Below are 16,392 nucleotides of genomic sequence, written 5' to 3'. Positions count from 1 at the left end.
AGACGGCCCACGGAAGCACGGACCGACCAAATTGTGTCGGTCCAAGTTAATTGCTGGGCCACGCTAGTCAGTCTGGCGGCTTCCTCCTTTGCAAATCCCGATTCCCCTCTAAACTGCCTAACAACATGCGATCTCCGGAGGCGTGATGCGCGTGATCGTGTTGGGTGGCGGCGTTGTCGGCGTCACCACTGCCTATCAGCTGCAGAAGGACGGGCACGAGGTGGTAGTCCTCGAGCGCCAGAGCCAAGTCGCCGCCGAGACCAGCTGGGGCAATGCCGGCATGATTGCGCCGGGACATTCCTTCGTCTGGTCGTCGCCCAGGGGCCATTAATCCTGTTGAAATCGCTGGTGCTCAAGGATCAGGCGCTGCGCTTCAAGCTCTCGGCCGATCCGACGCTCTACAGCTGGTCGTGGCTGTTCCTGATGGAATGCACGGCCGAGAAGGCCAGGCGCAACACGCTGCTCAAGCATCGGCTTGCCGTCTATTCGCAGAGCGTGCTGCACGAGGTGATTGCCCACGAGCAGATCGACTACGACCGCAACGATCGCGGCATCCTCTATTTCTATCGCAGCCAGCAGGCGCTCGATAAAGGCGTCGAGCACATGCGGCTGCTGGAATCGGACGGCCAGCTGATCAAGGTGCTCGACCGCGACGCCATCGTCGCGCTCGACCCGTCGCTGGCTTCCGCGCGGGAAAAGATCGCCGGCGGCATCCATTGCCCGACCGACGAGACCGGCGACCCGGCGAAGTTCACCCGGGCGCTTGCCGCGAAGATCGTCGAGCGCGGCGGCGAAATCCGCACCGGCACGACCATCATCGGCATCGAGACCTCGGGCGATGGCGTCACCCAGGTGCTGACCGACAAGGGCAGCGTCAAGGGCGACGCCTATGTGCTGGCGCTCGGCTCCTACAGCCCGCTGATCGCGAAGACCGTCGGGATCAACCTGCCGATCTACCCGATCAAGGGTTATTCGCTGACCATTCCGATCGGCAACCGGCCTCGGCCGCCGGCCATCGCGGCGATCGACGAGCACAATCTGGTCGCCGTGTCGCGCTTCGGCGACCGGCTGCGCGTCACCGCCACGGCCGAATTCGCCGGCTACGACATCAGCCACAGGCCGGCCGATTTCGCCTTCATGAAGGGCGTGACGCAGGAGCTTTATCCCGAGGGCGCCGACTATGACCGCGCCGAGATGTGGGCGGGCTTGAGGCCGATGACGCCGAACAATCTGCCCGAATTCGGGCGCCGCCGCCTCGGCAATCTCTATCTCAACACCGGGCACGGCCATATCGGCTGGACCATGTCGCATGGCTCGGCGCGCATCACCGCCGACCTGATCGCCGGCCGCAAGCCGGCCATCTCGATGGACGGTCTTTTGAATTGAGAGCATGATCCCGGAGCGATCGCCCAAGAAAGGGAATGCCATGTCCATCAGCGCGGCTGCTACCCGCCCTCAATCTTCGGGACCGGTCGATCCCAAGCCCGTCGATCCCAAGCCGGTCGATCTGGGCGTGCTTCCGTCCGAACTCGACGGCGGCCTTGCCTCGCGCGCGGCGATCGGGCTTGCGATCCTCGCCACCGACCAGACGCTGGAGCATGAGTTCCGCGCGTTGGTGCGCATTCCGGGCGTCGCCTTCTACGAGGCCCGCCTCTTCAACGACAACGACATCACCCCCGACACGCTGCGCGCCATCGGCCCGCGCATCGCGCCGACCGTCGACCTCATCCTGCCCAGCATTCCGCTCGACGTCGTCGGCTTCGGCTGCACCTCGGCCACCATGACGCTCGGCGAGGAAGCCGTCTTCGCCGAGATCAGGAAGGCGCGGCCGGGCGTCGCCTGCACCACGCCGGTGACGGGCGCGCTTGCCGCCTTCAAGGCGCTCGGCGCCAAGGGCATCGGCCTGCTGACGCCTTATGCCCCCGAGATCAACCAGGGTCTCGTCACCTATTTCACCGGACGCAGCCTCGATATCGCCGCCGTCGCTACTTTCGACCGGCGCGACGACCGCGAGGCGGCCCGCATCTCGCTCGCCTCGATCGAGGCCGCGGCCGAGCGCATGGCGGCGGCGCCCGGCGTGGAAGCGATCTTCATCTCCTGCACCAGCCTGCGCGTCGCCGAGGCGGTGGCGGAACTGGAGCAACGCATCGGCATTCCCGTCACCTCGTCCAACCACGCCATGGCTTGGCACTGCCTGCGTCTCGCCGGCATCGACGACGTCGTGCCTTCCGGCGGCCGGCTGTTCGCGCTGCCGATTGCCTGATCCGATTGGCAGATTGGCCGGTTCGAAGTCGCCGGTTAACGTTTGCGGAAAAGGTTGCTTAACGCTTCGCTACTATGTCCTGCCCTCGGGAGGCAGGACAGAGTGAGCGCGATGAATGACAGCCCCGAAAAGCGCAATGAATGGCGCGCCATCTTCTACGTGCAGGCACGTGTGGCAATCCTGTTCGTCCCGATCATCGTCAGCCTGCTGATCATCGGCGCGCTTGCCGGCAACGACCGCGATCGCGTCGTCATCGACCGGACCGTCACCAGCTCGGTGAAGTAGGCAGTCAGCCATTGCGTTCTGCCACTTCAGCTGCTTTCGCTGGCCAGGCTATCCCTTTGGTCTGATCGCCTCCCGCAAATCGGCGAGGGATATCACCAGCGTCGTCGGATCGAGGGGCGAGGCATCGAACCCCAGCGCCGTGTAGAAGTGTCGCGCTTCATCCGAGATCGCGTGGACCAGGATGCCGCGAATGCCGACTGATCCGGCCGCATTCATCACGCGGCGGGCCGCGTCCTGAACCAGCGCGCGGCCCAAGCCTCGGCGCTGATGGGAAGTATCGATGGCAAGCCGGGCAAGAATGGCGACCGCAATCGGATCGGGCATATTGCGCCTTAAGCGGGCCGGCACATGGCTCCCCACCACACCGCCCGAGGCGAGCGCGTAATAGGCCACGACCTTGTCTCCATCGCAAGCAACAAAGGTGCGCGCCGTGCCGCTGTCTTGACTGGTGAGCGCCCGGCGTTTGAGCCAGTCATCCGACCCCGGCACGCCGGATGAAAAGAACGACAGATCGTGGGTACGGTCCAGCGGTACCGGCGCCCGAAGCGTCACTTCGTTTCCCATGGGAGGGACGCGTTCATCAGCTTGGACAGTCGCTCGTTCGACTTGGCCGGTGCGTCGAGCAGGGAGAGGAACTCGGCCTGTGCCTGGGGCGAAACCCTCAGAAGTGTCCGGTCGAGCAATGTGTCCTCGGCCATTCGCCGAGCGGCATCGAGGATGAAATCCGTTCGGGTTTTGCCAAGCGTCCGCGCGGCTTCGTCGATCAAGCCGCGCTCCTCGGGCTTGATACGCATGTTCAGCGTGCTTCTCTTCGAGGCGTCTGCAGACTCGTGCTTCATTGTTCCAGAGTAGTATCCTGTAATGACGTTGTCATTATAGTGAGAGTAGGTTTTGTTTAGCGCCGAAGCGAATGTAGATGCCAAAAGTTGCATTCTTGGCGCGGTATAAGGAAGGAGTGTGGGCGAAGCAATTCGAAAAACATCAACCGAGGGGTCTAATGGCGCTGGCGATCACCGTACATGACCCGCTGATTAAGCCAAACATTAGATGTTGCTGAATTACGATAAGCAATAGTTGTCGCAACATAATCGAAGCTATATTGAAGATATAGCGGCTGTAACCGAATCCTAACTGTTTCGATTAAGGTCTTCAAAATTGTTTCTTCGTAGGTTGAGCAGGTCACCAACGGGGCAACAAGGAACCCTTCAATGCTCAAACTAATCAAGCGGTTCAATAACGACGAATCCGGTGCAACGGCTATCGAATACGGCCTGATCGCGGCGCTGATCGCACTGGCGATCATGGTCGGGGCTACTTCGCTCGGCTCGGCGTTGAACACAAAATTCGGCTTGATCGCCGACTGCGTCGCGGACCCGAAAGCATCTGGATGCCCGCAATAAGCTCAGCCTACAGGTTACAGCACGGACTTTTTTGGGGTCGCCTCGGGCGACCCCTTTTTTTCCGGCGCGCCGGAGCGGCGAGACGCGAACGCGGCGCGGCTCAAACAAAGCGCGGGATCGGGCCGTTCTGCGGGGTCGTGCGGTTGCCGAGGTCGATGAACACCTCGTCGACATAGCACCAGCCCCAGCCTTCGGGCGGATCGTAGCCTTCGATGACCGGATGCTGAGTGGCGTGGAAATGCTTGGTGGCGTGGCGGTTGGGCGAGTCGTCGCAGCAGCCGACATGGCCGCAGGTGCGGCAGAGTCTGAGATGCACCCACCAGGAGCCGCTCTTCAGGCATTCCTCGCAGCCGAGGGCGCTCGGCACCACATCCTTGATGTCGTCCGTATGCCTGCATTCGTCCATCACGGTCTCCTTTCGGGCTGAGCAGCACGCCCGCCGTTCCGCGCAAGATGGGCATGCAGCGCGGCCACCACCTGAGCGCCTTCACCGACGGCGGCCGCGACACGCTTGGTCGAGCCGCAGCGCACATCGCCGATGGCAAACACGCCGCTGCGGCTGGTCTCCATCGGGCCGTGTCCCGGCGCCACATCCGGTCCGGTGCGCACGAAGCCCTTGGCGTCGAGCGCCACGTCGCAGCGCGCCAGCCAGTCGGTGTTCGGGTCGGCGCCGATGAACAGGAAGAGGTGGTGGATGGTCCGCGTCGTCTCCACGCCGGTGACCCGGTTGCGCCAGCACAGCTGGTCGAGGTTGCCGTCATGGCCGTCGAGCGCCTCGACCTCGGTTTCCGTCAGCACCTCGATGTTCGGCTGCGCCACGATCCGCTCGACCAGATAGCGCGACATGGTGGCATCGAGGCTGTCGCGCCGCGCCAACAGCGTCACCTTGCGCACTTGGCTGGCGAGAAAGACGGCCGCCTGGCCGGCCGAGTTGCCGGCGCCGACCAGCGCCACTTCCTGGTCCCGGCAGAGCCGTGCTTCGATCGGCGAGGCCCAGTAATGCACCGACGTGCCCTCGAACTGCGCGATATTGGCGATGTCGAGGCGACGGTAGCGCGCGCCGCTGGCGATCACCACCGTGCGCGCGCGCAAGGTCTCGCCGTCGCCAACGTCCAGCCGGTAGCCGGCCATGTTGTCGGCGGCGCCGAGCAATTTGGCTTCATCGGGGATCACCATCTCGACCCCGAACTTCTGCGCCTGGTTGTAGGCGCGCGCCATCAGCGCCATGCCCGTAATGCCGGTCGGAAAGCCGAGATAGTTCTCGATGCGCGAGGATGCCCCCGCCTGCCCGCCGAAGGCGCGGCAGTCGAGCACGATCGTCGACAGCCCCTCGGAGGCCGCATAGACCGCGGCCGCCAATCCCGCCGGCCCGGCGCCGACGATGGCAACGTCGTAGATCTTGCCGGCGTCGAGCGGCCGCAGCAGCCCGACGCAGCGGGCGAGATCGCTTTCGCCGGGATTGTGCAGCAGCTTGCCGTTGGGACAGAGCACGATCGGCAGATGGTGCGGATCGACATGAAAACGCTCGATCAGCGTCTTGGCGCAGGGATCGGTGTCGGAATCGAGCGCGCGGTGCGGCAGGCCGCTGCGGGTGAGGAAACCCTGCAGCCGCAGCACATCGCCATTGCCGGGACGGCCGATGACGATCGGCCCGCTGGTGCCGCTCTCGAGCAGGCCGACACGGCGCAGGATCAGCGCGCGCATGACGCGCTCGCCGAGATTCGCCTCCTGCACCATCAGATCGCGCAGCCGCTGCGAGGGGATGACGATGGCTTCGACCGGCGCGGTCGCCTCGGCATTGACCAGCGACGGCCGGCTCGAAAGCTGCGCCAGCTCGCCGATGAAATTGCCCGGACCATAGGTGATGATCGCCTCGCGCGGGCCAAGACCTCCGGCCTGCGTGATGTCGACCTTGCCCGACAGGATGACGACCAGTCCGGGCGAGACCGTGCCGGCCGTCACGATATGCTCGCCGGCGCCGTAGGCTCTTGGCACGCCGAAGCGGCGCATGCGCTCGATGTCCGCATCGGCGAGCACGGGGAACATCTGGTCGCGGCGGGCGGCGATCGTCGGGCTGACGGAGGGGGCCATGACCGGACCGTAGCGCCCGGGGCAGCGGGTTTGAAGCGGTTTGTTCGGGGACTGGCCGGAAGGGCAGGTTGGCCGCTACGCTTTCATCTATCCGAGCGACCTCGCCAGCTTGCGCAGCGCCCCCTGCGGATCATCGGTGATGACGGAGCCATGCGAGACAAGGATGCGCTTGAGCGCCGGCAGGTCCGCCCATCGTCTCAATTGCACTGCGAGTGCCGCCTTGTCGCCGACCATCGTCAGCTTGACCGGCCAGGGTATACGCGGCTCATCACCGGCAAATCCCATCATGCGCAATGCCCAGCCGGCAAAACCGGATGCGCCGCGGATGTTGCCGACGATATCATTGAGAACCAGCGTCGTGCCGTTCGGTCCGTCGATTTGCAGCGCCGCTTCGCGATCACGGGTTCCGGGGACGGTGACGAGCTTGACGTCAGGATCGCCAAAGTCGCCGCGGGCCGCATCGACATGCACCGCCTTCTCGACGCTGTTGCGCGCGCCCGCCGGTGCAATCACCTGCAGGGTGGGATAGCGATCTTTCCATGGCTTTGCATCGAGCCGGTGATGATCGTTAGGGACGATCAGGAAGGCCGGCTGGCCGAAGGCCTCGATCGCGCGCATCTGTTCGTCATCGAGCGCGATGGCGCTGAAGATGACGAGCCGTCCGTCGCGCAATCGCACCACGGTCATGCGCCGTTTCAGGTTGCCGACCGGCATCGGTATGTCGCCCGTCACCGTCAGAATATCGTCGTCGACAGGAGAGAGCCTGCCATGCGGCAGAACCTTCCACTCCTTGAACGGCGCGGGCATCACGGAACCTCGGCTTAACAGACAAGATAGGAACGGTTTAATCCGAGACGAGTTGCAGGCACAAAAAAGCCCGGAAAATCCGGGCTTTTTGCTCATCGCGTCAGATCGTCTGAAACGGGAATTTGGTGCCCAGAAGAGGACTCGAACCTCCACTCCTTGCGGAACACGGACCTGAACCGTGCGCGTCTACCAATTCCGCCATCTGGGCTGGTGGGCGCTCATGTAAGCGGGCAAACGAAGCGTGTCAACGCGGTTTTTTCGAGGAGCTCAAGACTGACCAGAGGGCAGCTGGGGTTCATTTCAGGCACGGACGGCAATTGTCGGCGTCGGCTCCGCCCCTCATCGCCCTGCCGGGTACTTCTCCCCGTATAGGACGGGGAGAAGGGGCTGGCCGCGGCGTTGGCGTCCTCTTGAGACGCTGGCGATTGGCGAAATCGGCGGCCGGAGCTTCCCTCTCCCCGTCACTATACCGGGAGAGGATGCTGGCAGGCAGGTGAGGGGCGGCGCCGACGCTGGTCTTTAACGGCGAGACGGAATTCCGCCTGAAGCGGTTGTCCCGAGACGGCCACCCGTTCCGAGCGGGGCCGGAACAATGGAATCCCTCACCCCTCCAGCACTTCCTTCTTTGCCACGGTGGAATCGGCGTTGAGCTTGTAGATCACCGGCACGCCGGTGCCGAGCTCCAGCTTGACGATCTCTTCGCCCGACTTGCCGTCCAGCGCCATGATCAGCGCCCGCAGCGAATTGCCGTGCGCGGCGACCAGCACCGTCTCGCCGCGCAGCACATGCGGCTGCACGTCGTGCAGGTAATAGGGCCAGACACGCGCGCCGGTGTCCTTCAGGCTTTCGCCACCGGGCGGCGATACGTCGTAGGAGCGGCGCCAGATGTGCACCTGCTCCTCGCCCCACTTCTTGCGCGCGTCATCCTTGTTGAGGCCGGAGAGATCGCCATAGTCGCGTTCGTTGAGCGCCTGGTCGCGGACGGTCTCGAGCTTGCTTTGGCCGACCACGTCGAGAATGTGCTGGCAGGTCTTCTGCGCCCGCTTCAGCGCCGAGGTGTAAGCGATGTCGAATTTCAGCCCGCGCGCCTTGAGCTTCTCGCCGGCGGCAAGCGCCTCCGCATTGCCCTGGTCGGTGAGGTCGACATCGCGCCAGCCGGTGAACAGGTTCTTCAGGTTCCATTCGCTCTGGCCGTGGCGCACGAGCACGAGAGTTCCCGACATGTTTGCTCCTGATACGTGGTTGGATTTGAGCAATTCCAGGAAAAGTGTGTAGCGGTTTTCAGCCCGGAATTGCGGAAGAAAAGCAGAAAAAAAACCGCCTCAGCCCAGGCCGAGCACGTCCCGCATGGAATAGAGGCCCGGCTTCTTGCCCCGGCCCCAGAGCGCCGCCTTGACCGCGCCGCGGGCAAAGATCGCCCGGTCCTCGGCCTGGTGGGCCAGCGTGATGCGCTCGCCGGTGCCGGCCAGGATCACGCTGTGCTCGCCGACCACCGAGCCGCCGCGCAAGCTGGCGAAGCCGATCGTGCCGGGTTTGCGGACGCCGGTATGGCCGTCGCGCACACGCACGCTGTTGTCCGCGAGCGCGATCTCTCGGCCTTTGGCCGCTGCTTCGCCGAGCAGCAGCGCCGTGCCGGACGGCGCGTCGACCTTGTGCCTGTGGTGCATCTCCAGGATCTCGATGTCGAAATCCTGCGCATCGAGCGCGCGCGCCGCCTGCTCCACCAGCACCGCCAAAAGATTGACGCCGAGGCTCATATTGCCGGATTTGACGATGGTCGCGTGGCGCGCCGCCGCCGCGATCTTCGCATCGTCACCGGCCGAACAGCCGGTCGTGCCGATGACATGCACGATGCGCGCCTGCGCCGCATAGCCGGCGAATTCGACGCTTGCGCCCGGGGCCGTGAAATCGAGCACGCCGTCGGCCTTGGCGAAGGCCGGCAGCGGGTCGTCGGCGATCGGCACATTGATGCTGCCGATGCCGGCGAGCTCTCCGGCATCCTTGCCGAGATGCGGCGAGTCCGGCCGCTCGACGGCACCGGCAACGCGCGCGCCGGGAATGGAGTGGATGGCGCGGATCAGCGTCTGACCCATCCGGCCGGCGGCGCCCACCACCACCAGGCCCATATCGCCCGTATCGCTCATGCGCTTCTCCCGACGGTTTTCTTGGCGCGGCTGCGCGGCGCCGGGGCCGAAGTCTGGCTTGCCTTGGCGTCATCGACAAGCCCCAGCCCCTTCTTGCCCTGCACCCGGTGGAAGCGGGCGTAGACGCTGTGCGGGTCGGCCATCAGCGAGGCGTGTGTGCCTTCCTCGACCAGCCGTCCCTCTTCCAGCACGATGATGCGGTCGGCATTGACCACGGTCGACAGCCGATGCGCGATGACGATGGTGGTGCGGCCTTCCATGACATGGGTGAGCGCTTCCTGGACGCGCGCTTCGGCCTCGTTGTCGAGCGCCGACGTAGCCTCGTCGAGCAGCAGGATCGGCGCCTGGCGCACGATGGCGCGGGCGATCGAGACGCGCTGGCGCTGACCGCCGGAAAGCGTTGAGCCGCCTTCGCCGACCGGCGTGTCGTAGCCTTGCGGCTGCTGGCGGATGAACTCGTCGGCGGCGGCCTGTTTCGCCGCCTGCTCGATCTCCGCATCGGTGGCCGAGAGCCGGCCGTAGCGAATGTTGTCGCGGATCGTGCCTTCGAAGAGATACGGCGCCTGCGAGACATAGGCGATCGATTGGCGCAGCGACCGCTTCGTCACCTTCGAGATGTCCTGGCCGTCCACCTCGATGCTGCCCTCGTCGACGTCATAGAAGCGCTGCAAGAGCGCCACCAGCGTCGACTTGCCGGCGCCCGAAGCGCCGACGATCGCCGTCACCTTGCCGGCGGCGGCGGTAAAGCTCAGATCCCTCAGCACCGGCATGTCGGCGCTATAGCCGAACGTCACATTGTTGAAGGTCACTTCGCCGGAAATGATCTTCGCTTCGGCGGCGTCGGACGCGTCGCTTTGTTTCGGCTCGAGGTCGAGCAATTCATAGATCATGCGCGCGTTGACCAGCGCGCGTTCCATCGCCACCTGCATGCGCGCCAGCCGCCGCGCCGGATCATAGGCCAAGATCAGCGCGGTGATGAAGGAAAAGACCGCGCCCGGCGGCTGACCGAGATACAATGCCCGATAGCCGGAATAAGCGATGACGGCGGTCACGGCGAGGCCGGCCAGCATGTCCGAAATCGGCGACAGCCGTTCCGAGACGCGGGCGATCTTGTTGCTGCGCTGTTCGGCCGTGTCGGCCATGATGCCGATGCGGCGCGCCAGCTCGTCCTCCAGGGTGAAGGCCTTGACGATGGCGATGCCTTGGGTGGCCTCCTGCACCGACCCGCTCAGCCGAGAATTGATCAGCACGGATTCCCGATTGATCTTGCGCACCCGGCGCGTGATGTAGACGACGGCCCAGATCAGCGGCGGCCCGATCAGCAGCGAGCTCAGCGACAACACCGGATCCTGGTAGACCATGAGGCCGACCAGGCCGACGAGCGTCACTGCGTCGCGAGTGATCGAAATCAATGTCAGCGACAGCAGGTCGCGGATGCCGCCGATATTCTCGTCCAGCTGCGCCGCCAGTCGACCCGAGCGCGTGTCGTTGAAGAAATTGACGCCGAGCTTCATCAGTTGGTCGAAGCTGCGCTTCTGGTAGCGGGCGACCAGATTGTTGCCGATCGTGGCCAGCATCACCGCCTGGCCGTAGCCGGCGAAGCCGCGCACGAGGAAGGCGCCCATGAAGCCGGCGCAAATCCACCAGACGGCGTCGCTGCTCCGCTCGTAGAATATCTGATTGACCATCGGCGCCATGACCCAGGCCGAGAAGGCGGTCGCGCCGGAAACCAATAACGAGCAGACGATGACGATCGCGTAGGACCAGCGATGGTCATAGCCGTTCTCGGCGATGATACGGCGCAGTACCGCCGTGACCTCGCCGGGCCGGGCCTTTAGCTTGTTTGGATTTTGAAATGTCAAATCGGCAGCGCTTCGTGGGTTCTCGTCAAAGGTCAGGGAGCATTTCGGCACCCTCTTATCGCTCCGGCTACGGCTTGCCTATGGCGAAACTTCGTCGCGGTGGCCGATTGCCATCCCGCACCCGGGCGCGCTCATGCCCGCCAGTGCCGTCCGGCGGTCTGAACGCCGAACAGCGACGGAGTTCTGGCATAGGCGGCCAGCCCGAGAAGCGCCGCCAGCGGGTGGGTGATGACATAGACCGGCATCGTGCGCATCAGCGCGCTGTGCGGCGCCTTGTCCTCGAACGCGGCGCGGAAATTGCCGGCTTTCAATGCCGGCACGATTTTTTGCGCGATGCCGCCGGTCAGGAACACGCCGCCGCGGCTCATGAACACCAGCGCGAGATCGCCCGCGGTGCGGCCCAGGCAGGTGACGAACAGTTCCAGCGCTTCCTGTGCCACCGGATCGGATTTGGCGAGCGCGGCCGCCGTAACCTCCGCCGGCGTCGTGAAAGACGTCGGCTTTGCGTCGGCCCTGGCCACCGCGCGATAGACATTGACCAGTCCGCGGCCGCACAGGATCTGCTCGCCGGAGATGCGACCCTCGAGCTTTTCGATATGCGGAAACACTTCGAAGTCGCGCGGCGTGCGCGGGCCGATATCCATATGCCCGCCCTCGCCCGGCACCGGTATCCAGCGGCGAAGCGCGTAGATCAGCCCCGCGACGCCGAGCCCCGTCCCCGGGCCGAGCACGACCCGGCCGGCATTCGGCTCCGGCGTCCCGCCGCCGATCTTTTCCATATGCTCTTCGCCCAGCGCCACCACCGCCAGCGCCTGCGCCTCGAAATCGTTGAGCACGACGATCTCGCTCAAGCCCAGATTGGCAAACATCTGGTGCGGCTTGACCACCCAGGGGCAGTTGGTCAGCCGGATCTCGTCGCCGTCGACCGGCCCGGCCACCGCCAGCACCGCCGAATGCGGCTGGATCGACGAGCGGTCGAGCACCGCCGCCTGGATCGCCTCGTCGATGGTCTTGAAATTGGCCGTCTGGACGATTTGCGGCTCGGTCGCTTCCGAATTGGCGTCGAGCACGATCGAAAAACGCGCATTGGTGCCGCCGATATCGCCGATCAGGACCGGAAACCGCAGCGCTGTATCGTCTTCGCCAACCATGCTTTTTGTCCCGTTCGTTCCCGCTCCGTCGCTGACTAGCGCATGGTCCTGCAAAGGGAAAGCGGCTTCGGCGCCTATCTCGAGCGTCGGCGCCGCCCCTCACCTGCCTGCCGGCATTCTCTCCCCGTCAGTGACGGGGAGAGGGGCACTGTCGCCAATGGTTTCGCCAATCGCCAGTTGCGGCAGCCAGGCGGATGTGGGGCGCCGCGGGCCTCGACCATCTGGACGCCGTGGCGCGGCCCTCAGTTCCCCGGCCTTGGCCGGGGCACTGGAATGCCGATTTTGGGCGTCGGCGCAAAGGAGCTCGCCGCCGCCGGCAGCGTCGCCGCATCGCTGGAGATCGTCTCCGCCGGCTCGGTCGCTTTCGATTTGGCCGCCGCCACCGCTGCCGCGCCGCCGCCCTGATAGGTAACGGCTTCCAGAGAAGGCGCGTCCGGCGCTGCAAGCACCGCCTGGCACTCCTTCGGCAAATTGGCCATGGTCATCAGGTCGCGCGCTTTCGGCGCATCCGGATTCTTGTTGGGCCGCCACGGCTCCTCGGTGAACCACCAGGCAAGCGGTTTGCCGCAGCCGTCATCGGCCGGCGTCGCCTCCTGCCCCTTGCAGCCGGGCGAGCCCGCCTGGCAGCCGATGCGCATGTGGAAATGATAGTCATGGCCCCAGAACGGCCGGATCTTGCGCAGCCAGGAGCGATCGCCGGTGACCGTGTCGCAAAGTTTCTTCTTGATGCCCGGATTGACCAGGATGCGCTCGACCTCAGGGTAGCTCGCCGCACGCTTCAAAAGCCGCGTATGGGACGGCGTCCACAGCGCGTCCTTCACCAGATGCGTCTTCTCGTCGACCATCAGCGTCGCGCTCATGCTCTCGCGCTGCGCCATGGTCAGCGGGCGCCGCGGCATCGGCGTCAGCCAGATGTCGGCATCGAGGCCGATCTGGTGCGAGGCGTGGCCGGTCGTCATCGGGCCGCCGCGGGGCTGCGAGACATCGCCGACCAGCAGCCCCGGCCAGCCATCCGCCTGGGCGTCTCGCGCGAGCTTCTCGATCAGCGCAATCATCGCCGGATGGCCCCAGCGGCGGTTTCGCAAGGGGCGCATCACCTCCCAGCTCGGCCCGTCCACCGGCAAGGCGACGCCGCCGGCGAAGCAGCCTCTTGAGTAAAAGCCGAAGGATTGCGCTTGCGCCACCGCCGGCAGCTTCTTGGCGCCGAACAGGTCTTTTGCGCGCGGTTCGGCCGAGATCGCGGCCGCCGCCAGCCCGGCTAAGGTCACCAGGGCAAGCGCGGCGGTCAGGAACGGCTTCCTGTCGGGCAGCGGTCGCAACGTCATCAGGTCGGGTCCCCTCTCCAGTGGCACGACGCAATCTCAGGCGGCATGCTAAAACATGTCTCCCGAAAGTGGGACCCGGTTTCGGGACAAAGACATGCATAAATCAAACCTTGGCGACGCAGTTCAGGCGCGAATCATATCACGCCAATGCACGTCGCTTCGCTCACGAGCGTTTCATCGGACTGCGCGGCTCTCCGTCCCGCCAGTTGCCGTCGGCCCACATCCGCTCCAGCGCCACCCGATAATTTGGCAAGCGAAAGCTGTAGCCGGCCGCTTTGATCGCTGCGTTGGCGACGCGCTTGTTTTCGCCGTAGAAGGACCGCGCCATGGGCGAAAGTTGCGCCGTCTCGAAGGGGATTTCCGGCGGCGCCTCCACGCCCATCAGCCCGGCGGCGTAGGCGACGACATCCTGCGGCGGCGCCGGCTCGTCGTCGGTGACATTGAAGATGCCGCCGCGGTTCCTATCGGCCAGGTGCCACAGGGCCCCGGCGATGTCCTCGCAATGGATGCGGTTGAAGACCTGGCCGGGCTTGACCAGGCGCCTCGCGGTGCCGTCCTCGAGATTAACCAGTGCGTTGCGGCCCGGGCCGTAAATGCCGGAAAGCCGCAGGATCGCTATCGGCTTGCCGATTTCCCGCCCAAGAGCCAGCCATTCCTGTTCGGCCGCCACCCGCATTGCCGAGCGCTTCGAAACCGGCCTGCATTCGGCGCTCTCGTCCACCCAGGCACCGCTATGGTCGCCGTAGACGCCGACGGTTGAAAGATAGCCGATCCATTGGAGCGCCGGCATCTTGTCCCGGATCGCCTCGCCGGCCGCATTGAGCACCGGATCGCCCGCTTCGTCCGGGGCGACCGAGATGATGAGATGTGTTGTGTGCCGAAGCGCGTCGCTGATTTCCGCCGTCAACGAACCGTCGAAGCTTGACGGCTCGATGCCCGCCTCTCGCAAGGCCTCGAACTTTCCCGGCGATCGCGTCGTCCCAAGGATCGGCGCGCCATCTTCATTGGCTCTCGCAAAAGCCTTGCCGGAATAGCCGGCGCCGAAAATGAAGAAGCGTCTCTCGCCCATTAATTAAATCCTCTTCTTCAATGGTTCCTTTGCGGGAACCGGCAGCGCTGACAGCCATTCCTCGCGCACCGTTGCATCGCCTTCGGCCTGCAAGGCCGATGCGGCGAGCTCCGCAAAATCGCGCCGCGGCATCAGTCGCGATAGCGCCCATACTGCCGCACCCCGCACCAGCGGCGAGCCGTCGTCGATTAGGCCGCGCGCGACCGGCGTCAGCGAAGCATCGCCCGAATTGCCGGCGGCGATCAGCGCGTTGCGGATGAAACGGTCGCGGCCGATGCGCTTGATTGGCGAGCCCGAGAAAAAGGAGCGGAACGTCGCATCGTCGAGCAACAGCAGCTCCGACAGCCGCGGCTCGCGCAGATCTTCGCGAGCGGCAAGCTTGGCCTCGGCGGCGACGCTGGCGAATTTGTTCCACGGACACACGGCGAGGCAGTCGTCGCAACCATAGACGCGGTTGCCGATCGCCTCGCGAAATTCGCGCGGGATCGGCCCCTTGTTCTCGATGGTGAGGTAGGAGATGCAACGCCGCGCATCGAGCCGGTAGGGCGCCGGGAAGGCATCGGTCGGGCAGATGTCGAGGCAGGCGCGGCAGGAGCCGCAATGGTCGATCTCGGCTTTGTCCGGCTCAAGCTCGGCCGTGGTGAAGATGGTGCCGAGGAACAGCCATGAGCCATGCTCGCGGCTCACCAGGTTGGTGTGCTTGCCCTGCCAGCCCAACCCCGCGGCTTCGGCAAGCGGCTTTTCCATCACCGGCGCCGTGTCGACGAAGACCTTCACGTCGCCGCCGGCCCGCGCGACGATCTTGCCCGCGATTTCCTTCAGCCGACCTTTCATCACATCGTGATAGTCGCGATTTTGCGCGTAGACCGAGATCGCACCGCGATCGTGTTTGTCGAGGACATCGCGCGGATCCCGGTCCGGACCATAGTTCATGGCGAGCACTATGATCGAACGCACTTGCGGCCACAGCGTCGAAGGCTCGGCGCGCCGCCCGATCGTCTCGGCGATCCAGTCCATCGAGCCGTGAAATCCCTCGGCGACAAACTCGGTCAGGCGCGCGGGAGCCAGCGGGATCGCGTCCGGCCGGGTGACGGCAACGGCGTCGAAGCCGGCGCGGCGCGCCTCCGCGTCGATCAGCGCGCGCAGCTTCGTCGTGTCAGAAATCGAGGTCCGCATAATGCGATACCGGCGACAGGCCGCGCACGCGATCGGTGAGCAGCGGCCGGAACGACGGCCGTGATTTCACGCGAGTATACCATTCGCGCGCCGCCGCGTGCTCGCGCCAGTCGATCTCGCCGAGATAGTCGAGCACGGAAAGCGTCGCGGCCGCGGCGAGGTCGGCATATGTCACCTTGTTGCCGGCCAGCCAATGACGGGTGCCGGCCAGCCAGTTGGTGTATTTCATGTGCTGGCGGATGTTGGCGCGCGCGGCGCGGATCGCGCCCGAATCGGGTGAGCCGCCGCCCGCCGTCTCCGGCATCACCGGCTTCAGCACCCGCTCGCGCACCAGATGGCGGGTGACCTCGCTTTCGGCCTTGCTGAGATACCAGTCGGTCAGTCGCCGGATTTCGGCGCGCTGCATCGGGTCCTCGGCAAACAGCCGCCTGTCGCGCTTCAGCACCCCGCGTGTCTCGTCAAGATATTCGGCAATCACCATGGCGCCGACGATCGGCACATCGCCTTCGGCCAGCAGGATCGGCAGCGTGCCGGCCGGATTGAGCGCCAGAAACTCCTTGCGCCGGGTCCAGGGCTTCTCCTCGATCAGGGCCAGTTCCTCGCCATACTCGCCGAAGGCGAGGCGGACGAACCGGCAGGTGGCGAACATCGGGTGGTGAAAAAGCGTCAGCATGGTTCCGCGATGATAGGGCGCACTGGCAAATTGGTGTGAGCGCCGGTAAGTCTTGGCGGCCCGATTCCAGGGACTGTCATGTGTTGCGACCTATAGGGGCACTTCCGCGCCATGACAAGCAAGCCCTTCCCCTTAGCCGTCACTCG

At 65.1% G+C, this 16,392-nt stretch carries 18 protein-coding genes and 1 tRNA gene; 5 read left to right on the top strand and 14 right to left on the bottom strand.

Features of this window, described 5'->3' with window-relative positions:
• Nucleotides 1-145: 145 nt before the first annotated feature.
• The 4 genes from CK215_RS31825 to CK215_RS18000 all read left to right on the top strand — a co-directional run bounded on the left by CK215_RS31825 (nt 146) and on the right by CK215_RS18000 (nt 2,548).
• Complete coding sequence (locus CK215_RS31825) at nt 146-331, top strand: FAD-dependent oxidoreductase (protein WP_245418730.1); 186 nt, start codon at nt 146-148, stop codon at nt 329-331.
• A gap of 5 nt (nt 332-336) precedes the next feature.
• Nucleotides 337-1,386: an FAD-dependent oxidoreductase gene (locus CK215_RS18010; RefSeq protein WP_245418729.1), complete on the top strand. Its 1,050-nt coding sequence runs from the start codon at nt 337-339 to the stop codon at nt 1,384-1,386.
• 40 nt (nt 1,387-1,426) lie between these two features.
• Nucleotides 1,427-2,263: an aspartate/glutamate racemase family protein gene (locus CK215_RS18005; protein ID WP_095831811.1), complete on the top strand. Its 837-nt coding sequence runs from the start codon at nt 1,427-1,429 to the stop codon at nt 2,261-2,263.
• 102 nt (nt 2,264-2,365) lie between these two features.
• Nucleotides 2,366-2,548: a hypothetical protein gene (locus tag CK215_RS18000; protein WP_170950325.1), complete on the top strand. Its 183-nt coding sequence runs from the start codon at nt 2,366-2,368 to the stop codon at nt 2,546-2,548.
• Nucleotides 2,549-2,596: 48 nt separating this feature from the next.
• On the opposite strand, the gene CK215_RS17995 is transcribed toward CK215_RS18000, so the two are convergent.
• Together CK215_RS17995 and CK215_RS17990 are read right to left on the bottom strand one after the other, a co-directional pair.
• Nucleotides 2,597-3,112, bottom strand: a complete 516-nt coding sequence (locus CK215_RS17995; protein WP_245418728.1) for a GNAT family N-acetyltransferase — start codon at nt 3,110-3,112, stop codon at nt 2,597-2,599.
• On the bottom strand, nt 3,097-3,342 hold the full coding sequence (locus tag CK215_RS17990) for a DUF1778 domain-containing protein (protein ID WP_210201676.1): 246 nt from the start codon (nt 3,340-3,342) through the stop codon (nt 3,097-3,099). Before CK215_RS17990 ends, CK215_RS17995 begins: the two co-directional genes overlap by 16 nt.
• 414 nt (nt 3,343-3,756) lie before the next feature.
• On the opposite strand from CK215_RS17990, the gene CK215_RS17985 reads away from it, so the two are divergent.
• The gene (locus CK215_RS17985) at nt 3,757-3,948 is read left to right on the top strand and encodes a Flp family type IVb pilin (protein ID WP_095782025.1); all 192 of its coding nucleotides are present in this window, start codon (nt 3,757-3,759) and stop codon (nt 3,946-3,948) included.
• Nucleotides 3,949-4,048: 100 nt separating this feature from the next.
• On the opposite strand, the gene CK215_RS17980 is transcribed toward CK215_RS17985, so the two are convergent.
• From CK215_RS17980 to CK215_RS17920, 12 genes are all read right to left on the bottom strand, one after another.
• On the bottom strand, nt 4,049-4,354 hold the full coding sequence (locus tag CK215_RS17980) for a UBP-type zinc finger domain-containing protein (RefSeq protein ID WP_095831722.1): 306 nt from the start codon (nt 4,352-4,354) through the stop codon (nt 4,049-4,051).
• The gene (locus tag CK215_RS17975; protein ID WP_095831721.1) at nt 4,354-6,039 is read right to left on the bottom strand and encodes a cyclic nucleotide-binding domain-containing thioredoxin-disulfide reductase; all 1,686 of its coding nucleotides are present in this window, start codon (nt 6,037-6,039) and stop codon (nt 4,354-4,356) included. The genes CK215_RS17980 and CK215_RS17975 overlap by 1 nt, the downstream gene beginning before the upstream one ends.
• 87 nt (nt 6,040-6,126) lie before the next feature.
• On the bottom strand, nt 6,127-6,846 hold the full coding sequence (locus CK215_RS17970) for a hypothetical protein (RefSeq protein WP_095831720.1): 720 nt from the start codon (nt 6,844-6,846) through the stop codon (nt 6,127-6,129).
• 123 nt (nt 6,847-6,969) lie between these two features.
• Nucleotides 6,970-7,054: transfer RNA gene (locus CK215_RS17965), tRNA-Leu, on the bottom strand.
• A 394-nt stretch (nt 7,055-7,448) separates the two neighbouring features.
• Nucleotides 7,449-8,069, bottom strand: a complete 621-nt coding sequence (locus CK215_RS17955; protein WP_067003230.1) for a 2,3-bisphosphoglycerate-dependent phosphoglycerate mutase — start codon at nt 8,067-8,069, stop codon at nt 7,449-7,451.
• Between the two features lie 99 nt (nt 8,070-8,168).
• Nucleotides 8,169-8,990, bottom strand: coding sequence for a 4-hydroxy-tetrahydrodipicolinate reductase (gene dapB, locus CK215_RS17950; protein ID WP_095831719.1), 822 nt, complete (start codon nt 8,988-8,990; stop codon nt 8,169-8,171).
• Nucleotides 8,987-10,852, bottom strand: a complete 1,866-nt coding sequence (locus CK215_RS17945; protein WP_095831718.1) for an ABC transporter ATP-binding protein — start codon at nt 10,850-10,852, stop codon at nt 8,987-8,989. The genes dapB and CK215_RS17945 overlap by 4 nt, the downstream gene beginning before the upstream one ends.
• Before the next feature lie 131 nt (nt 10,853-10,983).
• Nucleotides 10,984-12,003, bottom strand: coding sequence for a glucokinase (locus CK215_RS17940; RefSeq protein ID WP_095776772.1), 1,020 nt, complete (start codon nt 12,001-12,003; stop codon nt 10,984-10,986).
• A 242-nt stretch (nt 12,004-12,245) separates the two neighbouring features.
• The gene (gene mepA / locus CK215_RS17935; protein WP_170950326.1) at nt 12,246-13,328 is read right to left on the bottom strand and encodes a penicillin-insensitive murein endopeptidase; all 1,083 of its coding nucleotides are present in this window, start codon (nt 13,326-13,328) and stop codon (nt 12,246-12,248) included.
• A gap of 163 nt (nt 13,329-13,491) precedes the next feature.
• Nucleotides 13,492-14,397 (bottom strand): SDR family oxidoreductase, encoded by a 906-nt coding sequence (locus CK215_RS17930; protein WP_095831717.1) that lies wholly within the window; start codon nt 14,395-14,397, stop codon nt 13,492-13,494.
• Between the two features lie 3 nt (nt 14,398-14,400).
• A complete protein-coding gene (gene queG / locus CK215_RS17925; protein ID WP_095831716.1) occupies nt 14,401-15,573 on the bottom strand; it encodes a tRNA epoxyqueuosine(34) reductase QueG in 1,173 nt (390 codons plus the stop codon).
• Nucleotides 15,554-16,246: a glutathione S-transferase family protein gene (locus CK215_RS17920; RefSeq protein ID WP_067003220.1), complete on the bottom strand. Its 693-nt coding sequence runs from the start codon at nt 16,244-16,246 to the stop codon at nt 15,554-15,556. The genes queG and CK215_RS17920 overlap by 20 nt, the downstream gene beginning before the upstream one ends.
• Nucleotides 16,247-16,392 lie beyond the last annotated feature (146 nt).

The organism is Mesorhizobium sp. WSM3864 (genome assembly GCF_002294955.1).
In the GTDB taxonomy this organism is placed as follows: Bacteria; Pseudomonadota; Alphaproteobacteria; order Rhizobiales; family Rhizobiaceae; genus Mesorhizobium.
This window is presented reverse-complemented; position numbering and strand designations above follow the sequence as displayed.